Here is a 23,486-nt window from a genome sequence, read left to right on the forward strand (position 1 = left end):
GGCCGCCCTCGTGGCGGCCGCCCAGCCTCGGATCGTCCTGTCGCCGGCTCAGGCCAGCGCGACCGCCGTCCAGGAGACGGGAGGAAGCTCGATGGTGAGCACCCCGTCTGCGAGGCTCGCCGAACCGTTCGCCTTGAGGCCCACGCGCTCCTGGTCGGCGAAGGTGTTCTTCGCGTACACGTCGTCGTCGAACAGGCTCAGCGCCTCCTCGACCGTGGCGACCCCGAGGTCGCGCACGTCGATGCGCACGGTCTCCGCCGCCGTCTGGCTGCGGTTGACCAGGAACACCGCCGCGCGGCCGCTCTCCGCGTCGTGCGTCGCGACCGCGTCCACGATCCCGGCGTCGCCGTGCACGACCGTCTCGTACGTGCCGGTGCTGATCGTCGGGCGCAGCACGTCGCCCTTCGCCAGCCGGCTGGTGACCGAGAACGGGAAGAACGTCGTCTGCCGCCACGCCGCGCCTCCCGGCTCGGTCATGATCGGCGCGATCACATTGACCAGCTGGGCGAGGGAGGCGCTCCGCACCCGGTCGTGGTTCTTCAGCAGCGTGATGAGCAGGTTGCCGACGACGACCGCGTCGGCCACCGAGTACACGTCCTCCAGCTGCCGCGGGGCGACGCGCCACTCGTCGTTGACCTCGTCGGACTCCTTGTGCTCGTCGAGGTACCAGACGTTCCACTCGTCGAAGGAGATCGCGATCCTCTTGGTGCTCTTCCGCTTGCTGCCGACGTGGTCGGCAGCGGAGATCACCGTGTCGATGAAGTACTGCATGTCCAGCGAGGAGGCGAGGAAGGAGCCGAGGTCGCCGTTCCGCTCCTGGTAGTAGGCGTGCGCCGAGATGAAGTCGACGTGGTCGTAGGCGTGCTCGAGCACCGTGCGCTCCCAGTCGCCGAAGGTCGGCATCCCGGATCCGGAGGAGCCGCAGGCGACCAGCTCCAGGGTCGGGTCCGCCATCTTCATGGCGGCGGCCGTGCGTGCCGCGAGCTTCCCGTAGTCCTCCGCGGTCAGGTAGCCGGTCTGCCACGGGCCGTCCATCTCGTTGCCGAGGCACCACATCCGGATGTCGTGCGGCTGGACGGTGCCGTTGGCGATCCGCTGGTCGCTGAGGGCGGTGCCGGACGGATGGTTGGCGTACTCGAGCAGGTCGAGCGCCGCCTCGATGCCGCGGGTGCCGAGGTTGACGGCGAGCATCAGCTCGGAGCCGGTCAGCTTCAGCCAGCGGGAGAACTCGTCGAGCCCGACCTGGTTGGTCTCCAGCGAGTGCCACGCGAGGTCGCGGCGCACCGGGCGCTGCTCGCGCGGGCCGACCGAGTCCTCCCAGCGGAAGCCGGAGACGAAGTTGCCCCCGGGGTAGCGGATGGTGGTCGACCCGAGCTCCTTCACCAGCTCGACGACGTCGAGGCGGAAGCCGTCCTCGTTCGCGGTCGGGTGGCCGGGCTCGTAGAGGCCGTCGTACACGCAGCGCCCCAGGTGCTCGACGAACGCGCCGAAGATGCGGCGGTCGATCGAGGCGACGCGGTCGGCACGGTCGAGGGCGATGGTCGTTTCAGGCATGACTGTCCGCAGGTCCTTCGTTGGGTTCGGTGGTGCTGGCGCCGGGAGATTCCGCTCCGGATCGGCTCGTGATGTGCGATGCTATCAACGTTGTAAATTCGACGGCAAACGCGTTTCGAAAACGAGGGGGTCCCATGGTCGCGACACTGAAGGATGTCGCCGGCGCCGCGGGCGTCTCGGTGAAGACGGTCTCCAATGTCGTCAACGGCTACCAGTTCGTCAAGGCCGCGACGCGCGAGAAGGTGCTCGCCGCCATCGACGAGCTCGGGTACCAACCGAACCTCGCGGCGCGCAACTTGCGCGCAGGCCGCACCGGCGTCATCGGTCTCGCCGTTCCGTCGCTCAGCTTCAGCTACTTCGCCGAGCTTGCCGACTCTGTGCTGGAGGCCTCCCGGCGGCTCGGCTTCGTCACGCTGATCGAGCAGACCGGAGGCGATCGCGAAGCAGAGCTCGAGCTGCTGCGCGGTCCGCGGCTGTCCATGCTCGACGGGCTCATGTTCTCTCCGCTCGGGATGTCGATGGACGACGTGGACGCGCTGAACGTCGACTACCCGCTGGTGTTGCTGGGCGAGCGGATCTTCGGCGGCCCGACCGATCACATCGTCATGAAGAATGTCGAGGGCGGGTACGCCGCCACCCAGCACCTCCTCGGCACCGGGCGACGGCGCATCGCGGTGCTTGGCGCCCATGTGGCCGAGCGCGTGGGGTCGGCCTCCCTGCGCCTCCAGGGCTACCACGCCGCGCTGGACGACCACGGTCTCGATCTCGGCGACGAGCTGGTCGTGTTCCGCGAGGGCTGGCACCGCACCGACGGCGCGGCGGCGACGCAGGAGCTCCTGGACTCTGGAGTCGCCTTCGACGCGATCTTCGCACTCAACGACGAACTCGCGCTGGGCGCGCTGCGCGTGCTCAATCAGGAGGGCGTGCGCGTGCCGGAGGATGTGGCGGTCATCGGCTTCGACAACCTCATCGAGGGTCAGTTCGCGATGCCGAGCCTCAGCACCATCGACCCGGGCCGGCCCGACATCGCCGAGCGGGCCGTTGCCGCCCTCATCGAGCGCATCGGCGACCGCGACGACACGGTCGGACCGCCCCGGATGATCGAGGTGCCGTTCACCACGGTCGTGCGCGAATCGTCGCGCGTGAACGCCTCCATACCGACCGCGTAACGACGATTGACATCCCGAAAGGCGTGCTCCTATAATCCGATACAACGTTGAAAATTCAACGTTGTAAAATCCCGCAGATCGACCCGGGGTCGGTCAACCTGAGAGGCATTCAATGAAGAAACTCATCGCAGCCGTCGCGCTCGCGGCGGGCGCGGCAATCGCGCTGGCGGGCTGCTCCGGAACCGGTGCCGCGACCTCCACCGGGCACGTCGACCTCACGTTCTGGCACGGCTACACCGAGGCCGACGGCAAGGTGCTCGACAAGATCGTCGACGACTTCAACAAGTCCCAGAAGAACATCACCATCACCACGACCACCAAGACCTGGGCCGTCATCGGCGACACCCTGCTGCCGGCCCTCTCGGCCAAGAAGGGGCCCGACATCGTCGCCGTGCCCGCCGAGACGCTGCCGGTGTACGCGAGCAAGGGCGCTTTCGCGAAGCTCGACGACTTCTACGCGGGCGACGTGAAGAACGCCAACCTCAACCCGCGCGCGGTCGAGATGGAGAAGGTCGACGGGACCTATTACGGCGTGCCCACCGGATTCGTGCCGCTCTCGGTCATCTACAACAAGGCGATGTTCGAGAAGGCGGGCATCACCACCTTCCCGACGACCTGGGACGAGTGGGTAGCCGACGCCAAGAAGCTCACCGACCCCGCGACCGGCCAGTACGGCCTTGCGCTGCCCGACCACGCCACCGTCGGCAACGGCGTCTGGGCGAGCCTCTTCTACGGCAACGGCGGCGAGCTCGTGGACGGATCGAAGTCGGTCGTCGACTCGAAGGCCAACGAGGAGACGCTGAGCTACTGGTCGAAGGCCGTGATCGACCACAAGATCTCGCCGACGGGACTCGACGGCGTCGCCTCCGACAAGCTGTTCTCGTCGGGCAAGGCCGCCATGGAGATCGGCGGCCCGTGGATGGCCGGCGTCGCCGAGGCGAACAAGATCGACTACGGCATCGCGGGCATCCCGGCCGGCCCCAAGGCATCCGCCTCGTCGGCCATCGGCATCTCGGCGGCCGTCACGGCACAGGCCGACTCGACCAAGCAGGCCGCGGCGAAGAAGTTCTTCGACTACTTCTTCACCAAGGAGGTCGCCAGGAAGTGGTCCCTCGGCTCCGGCTGGCCGCCGCTGCGCACCGACATCCCCGCCTCTGCGGTGTCCTCCAACCCGGTCGTCGAGTCGCTGACGAAGATCGCCGGCGACGCCCGCCCGCTGCTGCCGGGCATCGCCAACAGCACCGACGTGCTCGCGGCGGTCGACGAAGCCACCCAGAAGGCGCTGACGGGCGGCGACCCCGCCCAGCTGCTGAAGGACGCCTCCGGCAAGGTCCAGCAGGCGCTCGGCAAGTGATCGACCGGCGGGCCGCCGATGACCCCCACACCGGCGGCCCGCCCCTCTCGGAAGACACCATGACAAGTCTCACCCGCACCCGCCCCCGGCGCGCCTACCGGCCGCCCGCACCGCTCGGCGGCAGGCCGCGCACCGGCCGCAGCCGGGCGCCGATGGCCGTGCTGTTCCTGCTCCCGGCGCTCGTGATCCTGATCGCCTTCGTGGGCTGGCCGATGCTCTCGGCACTCCGGCTCTCGTTCACGGACGCGAGCGGATTCGGAGCGGAGAACTGGGTGGGGCTCGACAACTACGTGCGGATCTTCACCGACCCGCAGATCCTCGCCACGCTGGGCAACACGGCGCTGTACACGGTTCTCTTCACCCCGACCGCACTGATCGCGGCCCTCCTGCTGGCCCTGCTGCTCGGCAACCGCCGGCTGATCGCCCGCGGCTTCTTCCGCACGGCGCTCTTCCTCCCGTTCGTGGTGTCGCTGGCCGTTGCGGCCTTCGCATGGAGCTACCTGCTCGACCCGCAGGTGGGGCTCGTCAACTACTGGCTGCGCGGCATCGGCATCCAGCTGGGGAACGTGCTCCAGGACCCCGTGCTCGCGATGCCCACGGTCGTCCTTGTAGCGATCTGGAAGAACTTCGGCTTCTACATGGTGATCTTCATCGCCGGGCTGCAGGAGATCCCGGAGTCGCTGTATGAGGCGGCGAAGATCGACGGCGCGGGCGCCTGGCGCCGGTTCGTCAGCGTGACACTGCCGCAGCTGAGCAACACGCTCGCGTTCGTGGTCGTCTTCGCGATGATCGCCGCACTGCAGGCCTTCGACCAGATCTACGTGATGACTGGCGGCGGCCCGTACCGCTCGACCCAGACCGTCGTGATGGAGATCTACCAGGAGGGCTTCAAGAAGCTCGACCTCGGCGGCGCCACCGCCCTCTCCTACGTGCTGCTGGCGGCGACGCTGCTCCTCAGCCTCATCCAGTTCCGCTTCTTCGGACGACGCGAGAAGGACATCGCATGACGACCACCGCCGCATCGCGAACCGCCACGCCGACGCGCACAGCGCCTCGCCGCGCGCGCCTCCGGATCGGGCGCCGGGCCGAGCGCTGGCTGCTGTTCGCCGCCGTGCTCGTGCTCACCGCCGTCGTGGTGCTGCCCGTCATCGTGATCGTGCTCACGGCGTTCAAGCCGGCCGCCGAGATCAACGCCTTCCCGCCGACCCTGCTGCCGGGCGCCTGGACGCTCGACAACTTCACCAAGATCTTCAACGATCTGCCGTTCGGGAGGCTGTTCGTCAACAGCCTCGTGTTCGCCGGCGGGGTGACCGTCTTCGCGCTCGTGTTCGACTCGCTCGCGGCCTACGCGCTGGCGCGGATCGACTTCCGTGGCAGCCGCGTGCTTCTGATCGTCATCGTGGCCAGCCTCATGATCCCGTTCCAGGCCACGCTCATCCCCGTCTATCAGCTGGTGGCGCAGCTGGGCTGGGTGAACACCTTCGCCGGGCTGATCATCCCGCGCGCGGCCGACGCCTTCGGCATCTTCTTCCTGCGCCAGTTCTTCATCTCGCTGCCCCGCGACCTCGACAACGCGGCCAGGATCGACGGCGCGGGCGAGTTCCGGATCTTCCGGAGCATCGTGCTGCCGAACGCCGTCCCGGCGCTGCTCACGCTCGCGATCTTCACCTTCGTGAACAACTGGAACGACCTGCTCTGGCCGCTGGTGTTCACCACATCTCCGGAGATGGGGACGATCACCTCGGGGCTCACCCTGCTCACCGGACCGAGCGGCATCATCCCCTACGGCACGATGATGGCCGGGTCGCTGATCGCGGTGCTCCCGCTCGCGGTCATGTTCCTGATCATGCAGCGGCGCTTCATCGAGAGCGTCGCGACCACGGGGCTCAAGTGATGGCGCCGCGCTGGTTCCAGGACGGCCGCCTCCATCTGGGGCTCGGTATCGAAGACACCTTCGTGCCGCAGTCGCGGCCGGGGGAGCGCGCGATCGACGAGTACGAGCTGACCGAGCACTACGAGCGGTTCGCCGACGACTTCGCGCTCGCCGCGGGCGTCGGTGCCGAGCTCCTGCGCTGGGGCGTGCCTTGGTACCGTGTCGCGCCCGAGCCCGGGCGGTGGGAATGGGAGTGGACCGACCGCGCCGTCGACGCCCAGTTGAACGCCGGGCTGCGGCCGGTCATCGACCTCCTCCACTACGGCACGCCGCTGTGGCTGGAGGCGCAGTTCGCGAACGCGGACTACCCGCACCATGTCGAGGAGTACGCGGCGCGGTTCGGTGAGCGCTACGGCGACCGGGTGTTCGACTACACGCCCGTGAACGAGCCCGTCATCCACGCGCTGTTCTCGGGGGAGTACGGCTACTGGCCGCCCTACCTCACCGGGGCGTCCGGGTTCGCCTCGATCGCCGCCAACCTGGCACGCGGGTTCGTCCGCAGCCAGCGCGCGCTCGCCGACCGCATCGGCGACGCGGCGGCCTTCGTGCACGTCGACGCCGCGATGAGCTTCATCGGCGACGACACCGCGCCAGAGCACCGCGAGGAGGCCGAGCGCCTCCGGCACCAGGTGCACCTCGTCGAAGACCTCGTCACCGGCCGGGTCGATGCCGCGCACCCGCTTCTCGACCGGATCGCACCGGCCATCCCCGACGTCGAACTGCAGTGGTTCCGCGACAACGCCGTGCAGCCCGACGTGATGGGGGTCAACTACTATCCCCGCCACTCGACCGAGCTGTTCGAGCCGGGCGTTCACCACGGCGGCGGCTTCGCCGACCCACGGCCGAGCGTCGACCGCGGCGCCGAGGGCCTGCGGGAGGCGCTGGAGTCGTTCGCCGCACGCTACGGCGCGCCCGTGATGGTCACAGAGACCTGCGTGACGGGCAGCGTGGCCGAGCGCATCGCCTGGCTCGACGAGTCGCTCGCGCTCGTGCAGCGGATGCGCGACGACGGAGCGCCCGTCGTCGGATACACCTGGTGGCCGCTCTTCGACATGTACGAGTGGACCTGGCGCCACAGCGCGAACCCGCGCGCCGATCATCTGCTGACGATGGGCCTCCACGACCTCGTCGAGTCGGCCGACGGCCTCCTTCGGGTCGCCAACCCCGTCGCCGACCGCTATCGCGAGCACAGCCGCCGCCTCGCTGCGCTCGCCGCATCCTGACCCAACGACCTCACCGGAAGAAGCACATGCACGCAGCCCGTCTCACCCTCCAGCCCGCCGCGACGATCGGGGCGGTCAACCCCCGGCTCTACGGCTCGTTCCTCGAGCACCTGGGCCGGGCGGTCTACGACGGCATCTACGAGCCGGGCCACCCTTCGGCCGATGCGGACGGCTTCCGGCGCGACGTCATCGACCTGGTGAAGGAACTCGGCGTCTCGGCGATCCGGTATCCCGGCGGCAACTTCGTCTCGGGCTTCCGTTGGGAGGACTCCGTCGGGCCGCGCGAGCAGCGGCCCCGCCGGCTCGATCTGGCCTGGCACACCACCGAGACGAACGAGGTCGGGCTGCACGAGTTCCAGTCGTGGCTGGACAAGGTGGGCAGCGAGCTCATGCTCGCGGTCAACCTCGGCACGCGCGGTGTGCAGGAGGCTCTCGACCTGCTCGAGTACGCCAACCACCGCGGTGGCAGCGCCCTCTCGGACCAGCGAATCGCCAACGGACGCTCGGAGCCCTTCGACGTGCGCATCTGGTGCCTCGGCAACGAGATGGACGGTCCGTGGCAGCTGGGCCACAGCTCGGCCGAGGAGTACGGGCGGTTGGCGGCGAAGACCGCCGGCGCGATGAAGGCGTACGATCCCGACCTCGAACTCGTCGTGTGCGGCTCGTCGAGCTCGTCCATGCCGACCTTCGGCGAGTGGGAGCGGACCACGCTGACAGAGACCTACGAGCTCGTCGACTACATCTCGTGCCACGCCTACTACGAGAACACCGGCGACCTCGGCTCGTTCCTCGCGTCGGGCGTCGACATGGACTACTTCATCCGCAGCGTCATCGCCACCGCAGACCACGTGAAGGCCGTGCGCGGCAGCGACAAGCGCATCGACATCTCCTTCGACGAGTGGAACATCTGGTACAACACGCGTTTCGAGAACATCGACCGCATCACCGGCACCGACAACTGGCCGATCGCCCCGCGGCTGTTGGAGGACGTGTACACCGTGGCCGACGCGGTCGTCTTCGGCAGCCTCCTGATCACGATGCTGAAGCACGCCGACCGGGTCACCAGCGCCTCGCTCGCCCAGCTCGTCAACGTGATCGCCCCCATCATGACCGAGCCCGGCGGCCCGGCGTGGAAGCAGACGACGTTCTTCCCGTTCGCCGCCACCTCGGCGCACGGCCGAGGTATCGCTCTCGACGTCGGCGTGCGCTCCGACACCTATGCGACCGAGCGCTTCGGCGACGTGCCGCTGGTGGATGCCGTTGCGACCCACGACGAGGCCGCAGGGCGCTACGCGGTCTACGCGGTCAACCGCGCGGTCGACGCGCCCACCGAGCTCGTGATCGACCTCGCGACGCTGGGGGCGGCGGGCCGCGACCTGCGCGTGTCCGCTCGCACGCTCTCCGACCCGGATCTCGACGCGGCCAACACGCTCGACGACCCGGAACGCGTCGCGCTCGCCGACCTCCCGGTCGCCCGCGACGGCGACACGATCCGACTGCGGCTGCCCGCCGTCTCGTGGACCGAGGTGCTGCTGGGCTGACACACCGTGACGGCGACCCGACGCCGTGACAGCCCGTGCGCGCCCGCGCCCGGGTCGGCAGTGAGAAAGGGAACGAAGATGCTTCCATCACGCACCATGTCGGGATCGCTTGGCCGAGTACGCAGACCCTCTGTGTACTCGGCGGTTCCCGATACCATCCCGGCATGGTCTTCACCGTCGCGGTCTCGGGTTACCGCTCGCTCCGCGACCTCGTGCTGCCGCTCGGCCGGGTCACCGTCGTGACCGGAGCCAACGGCGGCGGCACGTCGTCGCTGTACCGCGCGCTGCGCCTGCTGGTGGTGTGTGGACGGGACGAGGTCGTCGTCGCGGGAGGGCGGGCTCGACTTCACCCTGTGGGCGGGTCGTGAGCTGACATCGTGCGTCGTCGCGGCCATGCGTGCTTCTCCCGTCGCCTGGCACGACCTTGCGCCGTTGGAAGGCGCGGTCTGCGCGCCGCCCTCACCGGTCTTACGTCGTCCCGTCGGAACGGGAGGACATCCCGCCCCTCTGAGCCCCGCGGCTCCTCCCTTCTCCGCGTCGCCCCGGCGTGTCGGCGCGCATGTCCTCCTTTGCCGCCCATCCGCCGACGCGGATCAGTGGTCCGATTCGATCGCGATGGTGTTACCGTCTGGATCCGCGATCCATGCGATGCGCCCTCCACCGGCACGCGGCCCGATCCCGTGCTCGTCCTGACCGAAACCGTCATAGCGGGCGAACTCGCCGCCTGCCCGGGAGATCCCGTGGACGATCGCTTCGATGTCATCGACGTAGAAGGTTGCGACCGTTGAGGCCGTTCCTCCCGCAGCAGGAGTCTCGAACACGTTGAGCATCGTGCCCTGCCCGGCCCTGTAGAACCGTGCGCCCCCTTCGATGCCCGCGCTCGGACCCTCGCTTTCGGGCACGAGTCCCAGCACTCCCTCGTAGAACCCGACCGCCCGTCGAATATCGGTGACCCCGATCGATGCCCGAACGGGGTAGTCGCCCAACGCCATGTCCCGCACTGTAGACCCGCGTTGGCCGGAACCCCGGTGAACGCAGCGCGCTCCCCGCGGCGCATCTCGAAACAGTGGCGGAGAATGCGGGATTCGAATCCCGGTTAATGCTGCGCACGCATCGCGCGCACCCCGCGGCGCAGCTCGAAACAATGGCGGAGAATGGGGGATTCGAACCCCCGAGGGCTTGCACCCAACACGCTTTCCAAGCGTGCGCCATAGGCCACTAGGCGAATTCTCCTTGGTCGCCATCCCCTCGCGGGCGACGGCTCACAGTATCTTACCGGAAGCCGAGGGCTGCCGATGCACACGGGCTCCCAGCCGGACCCGCTACACTGGTTCCCGGCTCCCCACGTGGCGCCATCCAGGCCAACTCCCCCAGGGCGGAAACGCAGCAAGGGTAACCGGGCTCTGGCGGGTGCGTGGGGGGTCTTTTTCGTTCAGCCTGCTGACACCGGCCCCGCGTAGAGTTAGCCCAGCGACACCGCGTTCTACGATCTGTAGAATTGTCCTTCCGACGAGTCGAGGTGCTGATGACCGATCACGGGAACACCGATCACGGATCCGCGGAGCACCTCGCGGTGCTGGCGTCCGAGGCGTTCGTCGTCGGCTACGCGCTCGTCGCGGACGTGGAGCAGGTCGAGCGGTTCGCCCGGGAGGGTGTCGGCGGCATCCCGTCGACGCCGTTCAACACGTTCGGTCACGCGCGCAGCCTCGCCGGCCCCGACGACACATTCGTGTCCATCAACAACGACACGGTGTACTCCATCGCCCAGGTCGACGTCGGCGCCGGCCCGCTCCTGCTGAGCGTCCCTGACGCGGGGGAGCGCTACTACGTCCTGCAGTTCGTGGACGCGTGGACGAACAACTTCGCGTACATCGGCACGCGGGCCACCGGGAACGGGGCCGGCGAGTTCCTGCTCGTGCCTCCGGGATGGACGCAGGCGGAGGGGGAGCCCGGCTCCGCCACCGTCGTGCCGTTCCCGACCCGCATCGCCACCATCGTCGGCCGCTGGGCCGTGGACGGGGAGGACGACCTCCCCGCGGTGCACGCCCTGCAGGACGCGCTGACCCTCGCGCCGCTGCTGCGCCCGTCCGGCGACGCCGACGACCGCGACGCCTTCGCGGACGGCATCCCCGCCGTCCCGGAGAGCGGAAGCGAGGCGCTCACCTTCTTCGAGCGGATGCGCGTGTGGTCGCAGGCCTTCCCGCCCGCCGAGCACGACCGGGTGGCGCTCGCCAGCTACGAGGAGCTCGGCCTGACCGGTCCCGTCCCCATCGCCGACCAGCCGGACACGGTGAAGGCAGCGCTCGAGGCCGGGTACGCGGTCGGCAAGGAGGCCCTGGAGGCGAGCCTGCGCACGGGCGTCCCGTTGACCGACGGCTGGCAGGTGAACCTGCACGCGTTCGACTACAACACCGACTTCCTCGGGATCGGCACCATCGATTCCCCGGAGTGGCGGATGGCCGACCCGAAGACCCGGTACGCGCACCGCGCCGCGGCCGCGCTCGGCGGGCTGTGGGGCAATCACGCGTACGAGGCCGCCTACGTCGCGACCTACGTGGATGCGGACGGCGACGCGCTCAGCGGCGAGCACGTCTACCGCCTGCGACTGCAGCCGACCCCGCCGGTGGACGCCTTCTGGTCGATCACCATGTACGACCTCCCGCACTACTACCTGGTCGCCAACCCGATCGGGCGGTACTCGCTGGGGGACAGGACGCGGGGGATCGTGTACGACGACGACGGAGGACTGACCATCACGATGAGCGCCACCCGACCAACGGACGAGAGGGCCGCCGCCAACTGGCTGCCGACGCCGGACGGAGCGTTCCGTCCGCTGCTGCGCATGTACGTGCCGCGCGCGGACGTGCTCACCGGCGCCTACCGGCTCGCGGCGATCGAGAAGGTCGCCTGAGACGTGGCACGTTCGCTCTACATCACCTCCGCAGAGGGCCACACCGGCAAGTCCACCATCGCGCTCGGCGTGCTGGAGGCGCTGCGCCACTCCGTCGGCCGGGTCGGCGTCTTCCGGCCGATCGCGCGCTCGACGGTGGAGCGCGATTACGTCCTCGAGCTGCTGCTCGGCCGGGTCACCGCCGAGATCGGCTACGACGAGGCGATCGGCGTCACCTACGAGGACGTCCACGCGGACGCGGACGCCGCCCTCGGTGAGATCGTCCGGAAGTTCCGGGCCGTGGAGGCGCGCAGCGACGCCGTCGTCATCATCGGCTCCGACTACACCGACATCGGCAGCCCCACCGAGCTCGGCTACAACGCGCGCATCGCGGCGAACCTGGGCGCGCCCGTCCTGCTGGTGCTCGGCGGCCGGATCGGCCAGGGCTTCGGCGAGCGGCTCGGCCAGGCGGACCCGCGATCGCCGGAGGAGCTGCGGCAGCTGGCCGAGCTCGCCGTCGTGGAGCTCCGCGCCGAGCATGCGGGACTGCTCGCCGTCGTCGCGAACCGCGCGGACGCGGCGAGGCTGGACGAGATCGTCGACGCCGTCGGGGACGCGGTCGCGAGCGCATCCGCCGTCGGCGGCGTGCGCCCCGCCGAGGCGGACCTGCCGCCGGTGTGGGCCGTCCCCGAGGACCCGTTCCTGGTCGCCCCGAGCATCCGCTCGATCATGGAGACGACCGACGCGACCCTGCTCGCCGGCGACGAGACCCTGCTCGCCCGTGAGGCGCTCGGCGTCGTCGTGGCGGGCATGTCGATGAACAACGTGCTGCCGCGGCTGGTGGAGGGATCGGTCGTCGTCGTGCCGGGCGACCGCACCGAGGTGCTGCTCGCCGTGCTGATGGCGAACGCATCAGGCACCTTCCCGTCCATCGCCGGCATCGTCCTGAACGGCGGCTTCGACCTTCCCGAGCCGATCGGCCGGCTGCTGGCCGGCCTGCGCTCGCCGCTGCCGATCGTGCGCACGTCGCTCGACACCTACGAGACCGTGGTCAGGATCACCCACGCCAGAGGCCGCCTCGCCGCCGACTCCCAGCGCAAGTACGACACCGCCCTTGCCCTGTTCGAGCGCCACGTCGATGCGGATGCGCTGCTCGCGCGGCTCGACGTCACGCGGCACGAGGTCGTCACACCGCTGATGTTCGAGTACGACCTCATCGAGCGGGCGCGCGCGGCCGCCAAACACATCGTGCTCCCCGAGGGCGAGGACGACCGCATCCTGCGCGCGGCGCACACCCTGCTCGCGCGCGGCGTCGCCCGGCTGACGATCCTGGGCGAGCCGTTCGAGGTGCGCTCCCGCGCGATCGAGCTCGGTCTCGACCTCTCCGGCGCGGAGGTGCTCAGCCCCTTCGACGACGTGCTGCGGCTGCGGTTCGCCAACGAGTACGCGAAGCTGCGCGCGCACAAGGGGATCACGCTCGACCAGGCAGCGGACACCGTCACCGACTCGTCCTACTTCGGCACGATGATGGTGCACCTGGGGCTCGCCGACGGGATGGTCTCCGGTGCCGCGCACACCACGGCGCACACCATCCGTCCCGCGTTCGAGATCATCAAGACCACTCCGGGTGTCTCCGTCGTCTCGAGCGTCTTCCTGATGGCGCTCGCCGACCGCGTCCTCGTCTACGGGGACTGCGCGGTCATCCCTGACCCGACCGCCGAGCAGCTGGCCGACATCGCGGTGTCGTCCGCGCGCACGGCCGAGCAGTTCGGCATCGCGCCGCGGGTGGCGATGCTGTCCTACTCGACAGGCGACTCCGGCTCGGGGGAGGACGTGGACAAGGTGCGCACGGCGACCGCCCTGGTGCGCGAGCGCGCGCCGCAGCTGGCCGTGGCGGGGCCCATCCAGTACGACGCCGCTGCGGATGCGGCGGTCGGGGCGGCGAAGATGCCAGGTTCGCAGGTGGCGGGACGGGCGACCGTGTTCATCTTCCCGGACCTGAACACCGGCAACAACACCTACAAGGCGGTGCAGCGCAGCGCGGGCGCCGTCGCGATCGGCCCGGTGCTGCAGGGCCTGCGCAAACCGATCAACGACCTGTCCCGCGGCGCGACCGTGGAGGACATCGTCAACACGGTCGCGATCACGGCGATCCAGGCGGCGTTGTCATGAGCGCCGTCCTCGTGGTCAACAGCGGCTCGTCGTCGCTGAAGTACCAGCTGATCGACGCGGACAGCGGCGACGCCCTGGCCAGTGGGCTGGTCGAGCGCATCGGCGAGCCGTCCGGCCACATCCGGCACCGCGGGCCGGACGGGTCCAGCGAGCGCACGCTGCCCATCCCGGACCACACGGCGGGGTTCCGCGCGATGCTGGAGGCGTTCGAGGCGGACGGCCCCGACCTGGCGGAGCATCCCCTCGCCGCGGTCGGTCACCGCGTGGTGCACGGCGGCAAGCGGTTCTTCGAGCCGACGATCGTCACGCCGCTCGTGGAGATCAACATCGAGGACCTCTCCGACCTAGCTCCCCTGCACAACCCGGCGAACCTGCAGGGGATCCGCGCGGCGAAGAAGGCGTTCCCCGATGTGCCGCACGTCGCGGTCTTCGACACCGCGTTCCACCAGACGCTCGACCCCGCCGCGTACACCTACGCGATCGACGCCGCGCTGGCCGAGAAGCACCGGGTGCGCCGGTACGGCTTCCACGGGACGTCGCACAAGTACGTCTCGGGACGCGTCGCCGCGGTGCTCGAGCGCCCGCTCGGCGACCTCAGGCAGATCGTGCTGCACCTCGGCAACGGGGCGTCGGCCTGCGCGGTCGACGGCGGACGCTCCGTCGACACCTCGATGGGCATGACGCCGCTGGAGGGCCTGGTCATGGGCACCCGCTCCGGCGACATCGACCCGGCCGTCCTCGTCCATCTCGCGCGCCGGGCCGGCCTCGGCATCGACGACCTGGACGACCTGCTCAACCGGCGCAGCGGCCTGCTCGGCCTCGCCGGTCACGGCGACATGCGGGACGTCCGGCGCGCGGCTGAGTCCGGGGATGCGTCCGCGCGGCTCGCGATCGACGTCGTGGTGCACCGCCTCAAGCACTACATCGGGGCGTACACCGCCATCCTCGGCGGTCTCGACGCGCTCACCTTCACCGCGGGCGTCGGCGAGCACAATCCGTGGCTGCGCGCAGAGGTCTGCGCCGGACTGGAGGGGCTCGGCATCCGGATCGACCCGCGCCGGAACGAGGCGGAGAGGGACGACGCGCGCGTCATCTCGACCGACGACTCCCCGGTGACGGTTCTGGTGGTGCCGACGAACGAGGAACTGGAGATCGCCCGGCAGAGCCTGCAGGCGGTCGGCGAGGGCTGAGCGGACGGACTGAGCGACGGAGCGTGGGATGCGGCGACGGGGCGGCGGAACACCGGACGGGGGTGCACGGCACACCCGGCTCGCCTCCCCGCGGCGCGCCCACGGTCCTCTCGGCCTGCTCGTCGCCGCGCTCGCGTCCGTCGCACTCGCACTGAGCGGCTGCACCGCGACCGGCGCGACGTCCGGCCCGCGGTTCGTGACACCGCCGCTCATCCGGTTCAGCTCGGTGCTCTGGCCGGTCCCGCTGGAGCTGGTCGGCGCCGCTCCCGGGAGCCGCGTGCGCATCGAGGCGCGTCTGCGCACCTCCCGCGGGTCCTGGCACTCGGCGGCGACCTACACGGTGCCCGCCACCGGAGTCGTGGATCTGGCGAGCGCGACCCCTCAGCTGGCGGCGTTCCGGCGGCCGGACTCGGCGGGGCTGTTCTGGTCGCTGCGCGGCCCCCAGCTGCCGCCCGCGCAGCTGGCCCGGCAGTGGATGCGGGACACGAACGCGGTGACGCTCACGGCGAGCGACGGCGACCGGCTGGTGGCCGAGCGCACCTTCGAGCTGCAAGGCCTGGCGGCGGAGCAGTCGCCGCACACCGTGTACACGCGCGACCTCCTCGCCGGCTCCTTCGAGGGCCTGCTGCCGCGCGAGACGCACGAAGAGCAGCCTGTCGGCCGGTTCTGGGACGCGTCGTCGCTGGAGCGCCCCGTCTCTCCCGCCGTGCTCATGTTCGACGACCCGTCGACGGGGGCATCGTCCGCGTTCACCGCGCCCCTGCTCTCCGCCTTCGGCGCGTCGGTGTTCGTCCTCCCGCTCGGCTCGCCGGACGGCGTGCACGTCTCCAGCGTCATCGACAGCGGGACCGTGGAGTCGGTGCTGCAGTGGCTGAGCACGCGTCAGGACGTGGACGGCAGGCACATCTTCGTCTACGGCACCGGGCCCGCCGAGCCGCTCGCCCTGTGGGCCGCCGCCCGGTTCCCCGACCGGCTGCACGGCGTCTTCGCCGGCGGAGGGGCGGCATCGCCGCTCTGCTCGCCGCCGGGCGCGCGGTCGCCGATCGACGAGGGCGGCGTTCCCGTCGCCTGTGTGAACGAGGCGACGGCACGCGCGACCTCGCTCGCCGGCATGAACGGGCCGGTCGTGCTCGTCTGCGGCGGACGGGACGCCGTGCTCGAGTCCTCCTGCGAGGCGCAGCGCGCCGTCGCCGCACTGCGCACCCCGCGTGCCGGAGACGCGCTGCTCGTGCAGCCGGACGCCGCGCACGCCGTGACCGTGCCTCCGGGGCTCCCGATCGCGCTCCCGGACGCCTCCGGCGCGCGCGGTGCCGACGCGCAGGCCACCCAGGAGGCGCGGGTCGCCTTCTGGAACACCGTCGGTCATCTGCTGCTGCGGGCGGCGCTGCCATGAGCGCCCGGAGCGCCAGGACCGCACGGCGCGCCCTCGCCGCGACCGCCCTCGCCGCGTGCCTCGCCGTCCTCTGCGGCTGCTCGCCCGCGCCCTCCGGGGGTCCGCGGATCGCCGCGGACCGGTTCGGCAACGGCATATCCGACCCGATCTCGATCGCGATCGTCGGCGCGCGGCCGGGGGAGGACGTGGTGCTGACCGCGCAGGCCGACACGTCGGCGGGGACCTGGAGCTCGCGCGCGATCTACGCCGTGCCCCCGGACGGCACGGTGCGGCTGTGGTCGCAGCAGGCGGTCACGGCGCCGTGGGTGCGGCCGGACGGCGGCGCCCCGCTCTGGAGCATGACGGGACCGTCGCTCAGCCAGCACGACCTCGAGCGGGCCTGGGCGCAGAACCCGGTGACCATCCGCCTGACCGCGGAGCAGGCGGGGAGGCGCGTGGCGGCGACGGCCGTCCACCGCAGCGCGCTCGCGGCCCAGAGCGTCGAGCGGGACATCGACTCCGCCGACCTGCTCGGCGCCTCCGGAGCGTCACAGGGCGGCACGCTCGGCGCCCTCCGGGTCGGCCGGCTGTTCTCGCCGCTGCCCGCCCTCGTGCACCGGCGTCCGGCGGTCATCGTCGTCGACGGCGACGAGGGCGGCGCGTCCGGGTCGTTCGTCGCCGCCCGGATCGCCGAGCTGGGCTTCCCGGTGTTCGTGCTGCCCGCCTTCGGGCCGGAGGGCCAGATCCCGGGGTCGGCCGCGCTCTCGGTCGACGCGTTCGACGCGGCGCGCGCGTGGCTCGCCGCCCGGCCCGGCGTGGATCCGGGGCGGATCGTCGTGTACGGCACGGGCCGTGCCGCGCCGCTCGCGCTGTGGTTCGCCGCGGAGGAACCCGGCGAGGTCTACGGGGCCATCGCGGCGGGCGGGCCGACCGCCCTGCTCTGCACGTCCACCGCGGGAACACCCGTCCTGTACTCCCACGGCCGCCCGGTGCCGTGCGCGAGCCCCGACCGCACGATCGCGGACACGCCGATCCTGCCGCTCGCGCGCATCCCTGGCCCGGTCCTGCTCGCGTGCGGGACCGCGGATCAGCTGCTGCCGTCCGCCTGCGACTGGCAGCGTGCGGGGGAGGCGGCGCGCGGCCGTCGCGGCCAGGCGGAGACGCTGTACGCGATCGGGGCGGCCCACGAGATCGCGACGCCGGCCCTGCTCCCGATCGGGCTGGACGGGCTTCCTCCCGCGACCGCCCAGGCCACCGAGGATGCGCGCACCGCGTTCTGGTCGCGGGTCACCGCACTGCTCGAGGAGGCGATCCGCTCGTGAGGCTGCGCCGGGTCATCGCCGCTGCGGCCGCGCTCGCCGTCGCCGGGCTCGCGCTGGCCGGCTGCGGCGCGCGCGCCGGTGCGGCGGGACCGCGGTTCGTGGTGAGCGCGAATCCGAGCCCGGTGTGGGAGCCCGTCGGCATCCGGCTCGTCGCGCTGCCGCCCGGTCAGCAGGTCACGATCCGCGCGTCCGCGCGCATCGGGGACCTCTGGACGTCGCAGGCGGTCTACGCCGTCCCCGCGGACGGTGAGGTGGACCTCGCCAGGCAGGCCCCGCTCGACGCGCCCTTCTCCGCGCCTGACGGCATGGGTCTGTTCTGGTCCCTCAGGGACACCACCGGCGCCTCCGCGACCTCCGACGAGGTGTGGGGCGGCGCCACGGTCACGGTGGACCTGCAGGCGACGGTCGCGGGCCGGCCGGTGGCGTCGACCGAGGTGCGGCGGGTCGGCCTCGCCGCCGCCGCGCCCTCCCGTGCGGTGTTCGACGACGGCATCACCGGCGACTACTTCCAGCCGATCACGACGGCGAGCGGTGTCCGGCCGGGCGTCCTCGTGTTCGACGGCACCGACCCGGGGGCGCCGACCGGCGTGCTCGCCGCGGCCACCCTCTCGGCGATGGGCTACCCGGCGCTCGCGATCTCGACCTACGGCTCCGCCGGGCAGCTGGATCCGCTGCGCAGCCTGCCTGGCGAGCGCGTCCTCGCCGCGGTGAGCTGGCTGCGCTCGCAGCCGGGCGTTGACGACCAGCGCATCTTCGCGTTCGGCACCTCGCGCGGGGCGCCCCTCGCGCTCTGGGCCGCGAGCGAGTACGCGGGCACGATCTACGGGGCGATCGCGCCGGGAGGCACCACCGGCCTGATCTGCCCGTCGCCGGTGCCCAGCCCCGCGGTGACCGTCGGCGGCGCGTGGGTGCCGTGCGTCACGGGCACGCACGATGTCACGGCGGCCGCCGTGCTCGACCTGCGGCGCATCCCCGGCCCGGTCGTCCTCGGCTGCGCAGGAAGGGACGAGGTGCTCGGGAACGGCTGCGCGTGGATGGCGGCGGCGGCCCGTGAGCGCCCCGCGAGGGAGGGTGACGCGTACGTGCGGGCCCCCGATGCGACCCACCTCTTCTACCTGCCGCCGTACACGCCGCTGTCGCTGCCGGACCCGCCGGCCGCCGCGCCGACCGAGCACGCCAGGGAGGCGGTCTGGGCGGCCATCGCGGCCGCCCTGACGGCCCCGTCGACCGTGCCGGGGCGCTGAGCGGTGGAGGCCGCGGGCGGCCAGCAGAATGTCGGTCGCGACAAGTAGCATGTGTGAGTGGTAACCGCTCTCTATCGCCGCTATCGGCCCGACACCTTCGCCGAGATGATCGGCCAGTCCCAGGTGACGGAGCCGTTGATGACGGCGCTGCGCACCAACAGGGTGAACCACGCCTACCTCTTCTCCGGCCCGCGCGGCTGCGGCAAGACGACGTCCGCCCGCATCCTCGCCCGCTGCCTCAACTGCGCGGAGGGCCCGACGGACACCCCGTGCGGGAAGTGCTCGAGCTGCATCGAGCTGAGCCGTGACGGCGGCGGCTCGCTCGACGTCGTGGAGATCGACGCGGCGAGCCACAACGGCGTCGACGACGCCCGCGACATCCGCGAGCGCGCGATCTTCGCCCCTGCCCGCGACCGCTACAAGATCTTCATCCTCGACGAGGCCCACATGGTCACGCCGCAGGGCTTCAACGCGCTGCTGAAGATCGTCGAGGAGCCGCCGGAGCACGTGAAGTTCATCTTCGCGACGACGGAGCCCGAGAAGGTCATCGGCACCATCCGCTCCCGCACCCACCACTACCCGTTCCGGCTGGTCCCGCCCGCCCAGATGCTCGAGTACGTGCAGAGCCTGTGCGACAGCGAGGGGATGACGGTGGCACCGGGGGTGCTGCCCCTGGTCGTCCGCGCCGGCGGCGGCTCGCCGCGCGACACCCTCTCCCTGCTCGACCAGCTCATGGCCGGCTCCGAGGGCAGCACTATCGAGTACGAGCGAGCGGTCGCGCTTCTCGGCTACACCCACGCCGCCCTGCTCGACGAGGTCATCGACGCGATCGCGGCACGGGATGCGGCGGGCGCGTTCGGCGCGGTCGACCGCGTCATCCAGACCGGTCAGGACCCGCGGCGCTTCGTCGAGGACCTGCTCGAGCGGCTGCGCGACCTCATCGTGGTCGCCGCGACGAGTGTCGAGGGCGCGGCCGCCGTGCTGCGCGGCGTGCCCCAGGACGAACTCGACCGGATGGGCGTGCAGGCCATGAAGTTCGGCGCGGCCGAGCTGAGCCGCGCGGCCGACATCGTCAACGACGCGCTCACCGAGATGACCGGCGCCACCTCGCCGCGCCTGCACCTGGAACTGATGATCGCGCGCGTCCTCGTGCCCTCCAGCGACGACAGCCAGCGCGGCGCGCTCGCCCGCGTCGAGCGCCTGGAGCGCCGGGTGGGCGTGAGCGACGCGGGTGGCCCGGAGCCGGTTGCGGCAGCGCCTGCGGTCCCAGCGCCCATCGCGTCCGCTGCGCCTGCTGCCGCGCCGACCGCGCCGGCTCGCGTGCGCGAGGCGGCAGCGTCGGTCGCGACGCCGGAGGCCGCCGCGACCGCAGAGGCCCCCGCCGCGCCCGCACCGCGGGCCGCCGAGGGACCGGAGGCCGCCGCCCCAGCGCCGGCCGAGGCCGAGACTCCGTCGGCTTCCGCCCCTGAGGTCCCGGCGGCTCCCGCCCCTGCCGCGCCCGTCGGAACCGTCACCACCCAGCAGGTCAAGGACGCCTGGCCGCAGATCCTGGACGCCGTGCAGCGCGCCAAGCGGAGCGCGTGGATGGTCGTCTTCACCGCGCAGGTGCGCTCGCTCTCCGGTGACGTGCTGACCCTCTCGTTCCCCAGCGACAACGACGTTCAGAGCTTCCGGCAGCCGCAGGCGCCGGGCAGCCAGGGCGTCAGCGAGTACCTGCGTCAGGCGATCGTCGAGATTCTCGGCATCCGCGTGAAGTTCATCGCGCGCGCCGACGGCGGCCCGTCGTCGCCGTCCCGTCCCTCCGGCGGAGCTCCCGCCGCGCCGGCGGCCGACCCGTGGCCGGGAGCGGATGCGGCTCCCGCCCCAGCGACCGCTGCCACGGCTCCCGCTCGTCCGGCCTCCGCGCCGTCCACCCCGCAGGCGTCGTCCGCTCCGCAGGTGTCGTCCGCTCCGCAGAGCCGGTCCGCGTCCGCGGCCGGCAGCGCTCCGTCCTCGGAAGCCCCGACCGCCGCGGGCGGGAACGTCACCGAGTGGGCGACCGTCAGCATCCCGGGCGGCGCCGTCCTCGAGCAGGCCGCGGCCCAGCCCGCCCCGCAGGCCGCGACCGCACGTCCCGCCGGTGCGCCCGTCGCGACGCTGGAGCGCGAGCAGGCCGCCCCGCCCGCCGACGAGCCGCCGTTCGACGACGTCCCGCCGGAGGAGACGGAGCCGCCCTTCGAGCCGCCGCTCCCGGACGAGCCGCCGATTCCCGACGAGCCGGCCGGCGGCTGGGCCGCCTCGGCGCCGGCGGACCCATCCGTCGGCCGTCCCGCGCGCGACGTCGCGGCCGCCGCACCGGCGACCCCCGCCCGCGCCGCCGCTCCAGAGCGTGCCGCTGCCGGGCGCAGCGCGCCCGCCGCCGGCGCACGCACGCCCACGTTCCAGGCGCCGCAGCGCTACGGCGAGGCGGTCGTCCGCGAGATCCTCGGCGCGACCTTCCTCGAGGAGCAGCCCGCTCCGCAGAACCCGGGGATGAGGTAGCGCGTGTACGAGGGAATCGTCCAGGAGCTGATCGACGAACTCGGCCGCCTCCCCGGGATCGGGCCGAAGTCGGCGCAGCGGATCGCCTTCCACATCCTGCAGACGGAGACGTTCGACGTCACCCGGCTGGCCGAGGTGCTGCTCGAGGTGCGCGACAAGGTCCGCTTCTGCGAGATCTGCGGCAACGTCTCGGAAGAGGCGACGTGCTCCATCTGCCGCGACCCGCGCCGCAATCCCGCGTTGATCTGCGTTGTGGAGGAGGCGAAGGACGTCGTCGCCATCGAGCGCACCCGCGAGTTCCGCGGGCTGTACCACGTGCTCGGCGGTGCGATCAGCCCGATCGACGGCGTCGGCCCGGACGACCTGCGCATCCGCCAGCTCATGCAGCGGCTCGCGGACGGCACGGTCCAGGAGGTCATCATCGCCACCGACCCGAACCTCGAGGGCGAGGCGACCGCCACCTACCTCAGCCGCCTGCTCACGACGCTCGACATCCGGGTCACCCGGCTCGCCTCCGGCCTCCCGGTCGGCGGTGACCTCGAGTACGCCGACGAGGTCACCCTCGGCCGCGCCTTCGAGGGTCGCCGCCAGGTCTCCTGACCCGGCCCTTCCGCGTCGAAGAGGCGGGCGCGTCACATAGCGGAAGCGGCATATCCGCGGCCGGTAGAATGGTCTCTCCCGTGACTTCTGGAGTACTACGTGGCTTTGATCGTGCAGAAATTCGGCGGCTCGTCCGTCGCGGACGCTGAGAGCATCAAGCGTGTCGCTAAGCGGATCGTCGAGACCCGCAAGGCCGGCAACGAGGTCGTCGTGGCCGTCTCGGCCATGGGCGACACCACCGATGAGCTGATCGATCTCGCGCACGAGGTCACCCCGATCCCCGCCCCGCGCGAGCTGGACATGCTGCTGACGGCGGGGGAGCGGATCTCGATGGCGCTGCTCGCCATGGCGATCAAGAGCATGGGCTACGACGCCCGCTCGTTCACCGGCAGCCAGGCCGGCATGATCACGGACGCGGTGCACGGCTCCGCGCGCATCGTCGACGTCACGCCTGGCCGGCTGAAGGATGCGCTGGAAGAGGGCGCCATCGCGATCGTCGCCGGCTTCCAGGGCTTCAGCCGCGAGTCCCGCGACATCACGACGCTCGGACGTGGCGGCTCCGACACCACCGCCGTCGCCCTCGCCGCGGCGCTCGGTGCCGAGGTCTGCGAGATCTACACCGACGTGGACGGCGTCTTCACCTCCGACCCCCGGCAGGTCCCGCTCGCGCGCAAGATCGACAGGATCACCAGCGAGGAGATGCTGGAGCTGGCCGCCGCCGGCGCGAAGGTCCTGCACATCCGTGCGGTGGAGTACGCCCGCCGCCACAATGTGACCCTGCACGTGCGCTCCTCGTTCTCGAACAGGGAGGGCACGTACGTCCTCAACGAAGCAGCCGCGGCGAAGGCCGCGAAGAAGGATGGAAACGTGGAAGAGCCCATCATCTCCGGAGTGGCCACCGACCTGAGCGAGGCCAAGATCACGGTCGTCGGCGTGCCCGACGTGCCGGGCAAGGCCGCGCAGATCTTCAAGATCGTCGCGAAGGCGAACGCCAACGTCGACATGATCGTGCAGAACGTGTCGGCGGCGGCGACCAGTCTCACCGACATCTCGTTCACGCTGCCGAAGTCGGAGGGACAGCGCGTGCTCACCGCCCTGACCGCCGAGCGCGACGAGGTCGGCTATGACTCCCTGCAGTACGACGACCAGATCGGCAAGCTCGCCCTGGTGGGCGCCGGGATGCGCACCAACACCGGCGTCTCGGCCAAGCTCTTCGAGGCGCTGTTCGACGCCGGCATCAACATCGAGATGATCTCTACCAGCGAGATCCGCATCTCCGTGGTCACTCGCGCCGACACCGTGGCCGAGGCGGCCCGCGTCGTCCACACCGCGTTCGGCCTGGATGGCGACGAGAAGGCCGTCGTCTACGCCGGAACCGGCCGATAGGGAATTCGGGCCGACC

General features: G+C 71.3%; 17 protein-coding genes, 1 tRNA gene, 1 other RNA gene and 1 pseudogene. 17 read left to right on the plus strand and 3 right to left on the minus strand.

From position 1 onward, the window contains the following. Nucleotides 1-48 precede the first annotated feature (48 nt). A complete protein-coding gene (locus AAME72_RS11460) occupies nucleotides 49-1,554 on the minus strand; it encodes an alpha-N-arabinofuranosidase (RefSeq protein WP_348786690.1) in 1,506 nt (501 codons plus the stop codon). Between the two features lie 134 nt (nucleotides 1,555-1,688). Here AAME72_RS11460 and AAME72_RS11465 point away from each other — a divergent pair, with 134 nt between their 5' ends. From AAME72_RS11465 to AAME72_RS11495, 7 genes and pseudogenes are all read left to right on the plus strand, one after another. Continuing rightward, nucleotides 1,689-2,723: a LacI family DNA-binding transcriptional regulator gene (locus tag AAME72_RS11465; RefSeq protein WP_348786691.1), complete on the plus strand. Its 1,035-nt coding sequence runs from the start codon at nucleotides 1,689-1,691 to the stop codon at nucleotides 2,721-2,723. Nucleotides 2,724-2,835: 112 nt separating this feature from the next. Continuing rightward, nucleotides 2,836-4,077 (plus strand): ABC transporter substrate-binding protein, encoded by a 1,242-nt coding sequence (locus AAME72_RS11470; protein WP_348786692.1) that lies wholly within the window; start codon nucleotides 2,836-2,838, stop codon nucleotides 4,075-4,077. 59 nt (nucleotides 4,078-4,136) lie between these two features. Continuing rightward, complete coding sequence (locus tag AAME72_RS11475) at nucleotides 4,137-5,084, plus strand: sugar ABC transporter permease (RefSeq protein ID WP_348786693.1); 948 nt, start codon at nucleotides 4,137-4,139, stop codon at nucleotides 5,082-5,084. Next, entirely contained in the window at nucleotides 5,081-5,971 is an 891-nt protein-coding gene (locus tag AAME72_RS11480; RefSeq protein WP_348786694.1) for a carbohydrate ABC transporter permease, read from the plus strand. Before AAME72_RS11475 ends, AAME72_RS11480 begins: the two co-directional genes overlap by 4 nt. Beyond that, entirely contained in the window at nucleotides 5,971-7,233 is a 1,263-nt protein-coding gene (locus AAME72_RS11485; protein ID WP_348786695.1) for a family 1 glycosylhydrolase, read from the plus strand. The genes AAME72_RS11480 and AAME72_RS11485 overlap by 1 nt, the downstream gene beginning before the upstream one ends. Before the next feature lie 26 nt (nucleotides 7,234-7,259). Beyond that, nucleotides 7,260-8,774 carry an alpha-N-arabinofuranosidase gene (locus AAME72_RS11490; RefSeq protein ID WP_348786696.1) on the plus strand — a complete coding sequence of 505 codons (1,515 nt, stop codon included), beginning with the start codon at nucleotides 7,260-7,262 and terminating at the stop codon, nucleotides 8,772-8,774. Between the two features lie 164 nt (nucleotides 8,775-8,938). After that, a pseudogene (locus AAME72_RS11495) lies at nucleotides 8,939-9,143 on the plus strand (ATP-binding protein); the annotation flags it as partial. A gap of 224 nt (nucleotides 9,144-9,367) precedes the next feature. Here AAME72_RS11495 and AAME72_RS11500 read toward each other — a convergent pair. Further along, on the minus strand, nucleotides 9,368-9,766 hold the full coding sequence (locus tag AAME72_RS11500) for a VOC family protein (RefSeq protein WP_348786697.1): 399 nt from the start codon (nucleotides 9,764-9,766) through the stop codon (nucleotides 9,368-9,370). A gap of 153 nt (nucleotides 9,767-9,919) precedes the next feature. Then, nucleotides 9,920-10,007 (minus strand) — tRNA-Ser (locus AAME72_RS11505). 100 nt (nucleotides 10,008-10,107) lie between these two features. Here AAME72_RS11505 and ffs point away from each other — a divergent pair. The 10 genes from ffs to AAME72_RS11555 all read left to right on the plus strand — a co-directional run bounded on the left by ffs (nucleotide 10,108) and on the right by AAME72_RS11555 (nucleotide 23,470). Continuing rightward, nucleotides 10,108-10,204, plus strand: an RNA gene (ffs, locus tag AAME72_RS11510) — signal recognition particle sRNA small type. 95 nt (nucleotides 10,205-10,299) lie between these two features. Next, nucleotides 10,300-11,685, plus strand: a complete 1,386-nt coding sequence (locus AAME72_RS11515) for a DUF1254 domain-containing protein (protein WP_348786698.1) — start codon at nucleotides 10,300-10,302, stop codon at nucleotides 11,683-11,685. Nucleotides 11,686-11,688: 3 nt separating this feature from the next. After that, nucleotides 11,689-13,836: a phosphate acetyltransferase gene (gene pta, locus AAME72_RS11520; protein WP_348786699.1), complete on the plus strand. Its 2,148-nt coding sequence runs from the start codon at nucleotides 11,689-11,691 to the stop codon at nucleotides 13,834-13,836. After that, a complete protein-coding gene (locus tag AAME72_RS11525; protein WP_348786700.1) occupies nucleotides 13,833-15,026 on the plus strand; it encodes an acetate kinase in 1,194 nt (397 codons plus the stop codon). The genes pta and AAME72_RS11525 overlap by 4 nt, the downstream gene beginning before the upstream one ends. 28 nt (nucleotides 15,027-15,054) lie before the next feature. After that, nucleotides 15,055-16,419, plus strand: coding sequence for an acyl-CoA thioesterase/BAAT N-terminal domain-containing protein (locus tag AAME72_RS11530; RefSeq protein WP_348786701.1), 1,365 nt, complete (start codon nucleotides 15,055-15,057; stop codon nucleotides 16,417-16,419). Beyond that, nucleotides 16,416-17,720 (plus strand): acyl-CoA thioesterase/BAAT N-terminal domain-containing protein, encoded by a 1,305-nt coding sequence (locus AAME72_RS11535; protein ID WP_348786702.1) that lies wholly within the window; start codon nucleotides 16,416-16,418, stop codon nucleotides 17,718-17,720. The genes AAME72_RS11530 and AAME72_RS11535 overlap by 4 nt, the downstream gene beginning before the upstream one ends. Further along, nucleotides 17,717-18,964: an acyl-CoA thioesterase/BAAT N-terminal domain-containing protein gene (locus tag AAME72_RS11540; RefSeq protein WP_348786703.1), complete on the plus strand. Its 1,248-nt coding sequence runs from the start codon at nucleotides 17,717-17,719 to the stop codon at nucleotides 18,962-18,964. Before AAME72_RS11535 ends, AAME72_RS11540 begins: the two co-directional genes overlap by 4 nt. A gap of 57 nt (nucleotides 18,965-19,021) precedes the next feature. Beyond that, nucleotides 19,022-21,484, plus strand: a complete 2,463-nt coding sequence (locus AAME72_RS11545) for a DNA polymerase III subunit gamma and tau (protein ID WP_348786704.1) — start codon at nucleotides 19,022-19,024, stop codon at nucleotides 21,482-21,484. A gap of 3 nt (nucleotides 21,485-21,487) precedes the next feature. Continuing rightward, complete coding sequence (recR, locus tag AAME72_RS11550) at nucleotides 21,488-22,084, plus strand: recombination mediator RecR (protein WP_115695927.1); 597 nt, start codon at nucleotides 21,488-21,490, stop codon at nucleotides 22,082-22,084. A gap of 99 nt (nucleotides 22,085-22,183) precedes the next feature. Next, nucleotides 22,184-23,470 (plus strand): aspartate kinase, encoded by a 1,287-nt coding sequence (locus tag AAME72_RS11555; protein ID WP_348786705.1) that lies wholly within the window; start codon nucleotides 22,184-22,186, stop codon nucleotides 23,468-23,470. Nucleotides 23,471-23,486 lie beyond the last annotated feature (16 nt).

This window comes from Leifsonia sp. NPDC080035, from assembly GCF_040050925.1.
GTDB lineage: Bacteria > Actinomycetota > Actinomycetes > Actinomycetales > Microbacteriaceae > Leifsonia.

Excerpts from the sequence above, each read along its gene's own strand:
- AAME72_RS11475 (WP_348786693.1), top strand. The coding sequence starts at position 4,137 with ATGACAAGTCTCACCCGCACCCGCCCCCGGCGCGCCTACCGGCCGCCC.
- AAME72_RS11530 (WP_348786701.1), top strand. The coding sequence starts at position 15,055 with ATGCGGCGACGGGGCGGCGGAACACCGGACGGGGGTGCACGGCACACC.
- AAME72_RS11515 (WP_348786698.1), top strand. The coding sequence starts at position 10,300 with ATGACCGATCACGGGAACACCGATCACGGATCCGCGGAGCACCTCGCG.
- AAME72_RS11465 (WP_348786691.1), top strand. The coding sequence starts at position 1,689 with ATGGTCGCGACACTGAAGGATGTCGCCGGCGCCGCGGGCGTCTCGGTG.
- AAME72_RS11485 (WP_348786695.1), top strand. The coding sequence starts at position 5,971 with ATGGCGCCGCGCTGGTTCCAGGACGGCCGCCTCCATCTGGGGCTCGGT.
- AAME72_RS11535 (WP_348786702.1), top strand. The coding sequence starts at position 16,416 with ATGAGCGCCCGGAGCGCCAGGACCGCACGGCGCGCCCTCGCCGCGACC.
- AAME72_RS11480 (WP_348786694.1), top strand. The coding sequence starts at position 5,081 with ATGACGACCACCGCCGCATCGCGAACCGCCACGCCGACGCGCACAGCG.
- AAME72_RS11525 (WP_348786700.1), top strand. The coding sequence starts at position 13,833 with ATGAGCGCCGTCCTCGTGGTCAACAGCGGCTCGTCGTCGCTGAAGTAC.
- AAME72_RS11460 (WP_348786690.1), bottom strand. The coding sequence starts at position 1,554 with ATGCCTGAAACGACCATCGCCCTCGACCGTGCCGACCGCGTCGCCTCG.
- AAME72_RS11500 (WP_348786697.1), bottom strand. The coding sequence starts at position 9,766 with ATGGCGTTGGGCGACTACCCCGTTCGGGCATCGATCGGGGTCACCGAT.
- AAME72_RS11490 (WP_348786696.1), top strand. The coding sequence starts at position 7,260 with ATGCACGCAGCCCGTCTCACCCTCCAGCCCGCCGCGACGATCGGGGCG.
- AAME72_RS11470 (WP_348786692.1), top strand. The coding sequence starts at position 2,836 with ATGAAGAAACTCATCGCAGCCGTCGCGCTCGCGGCGGGCGCGGCAATC.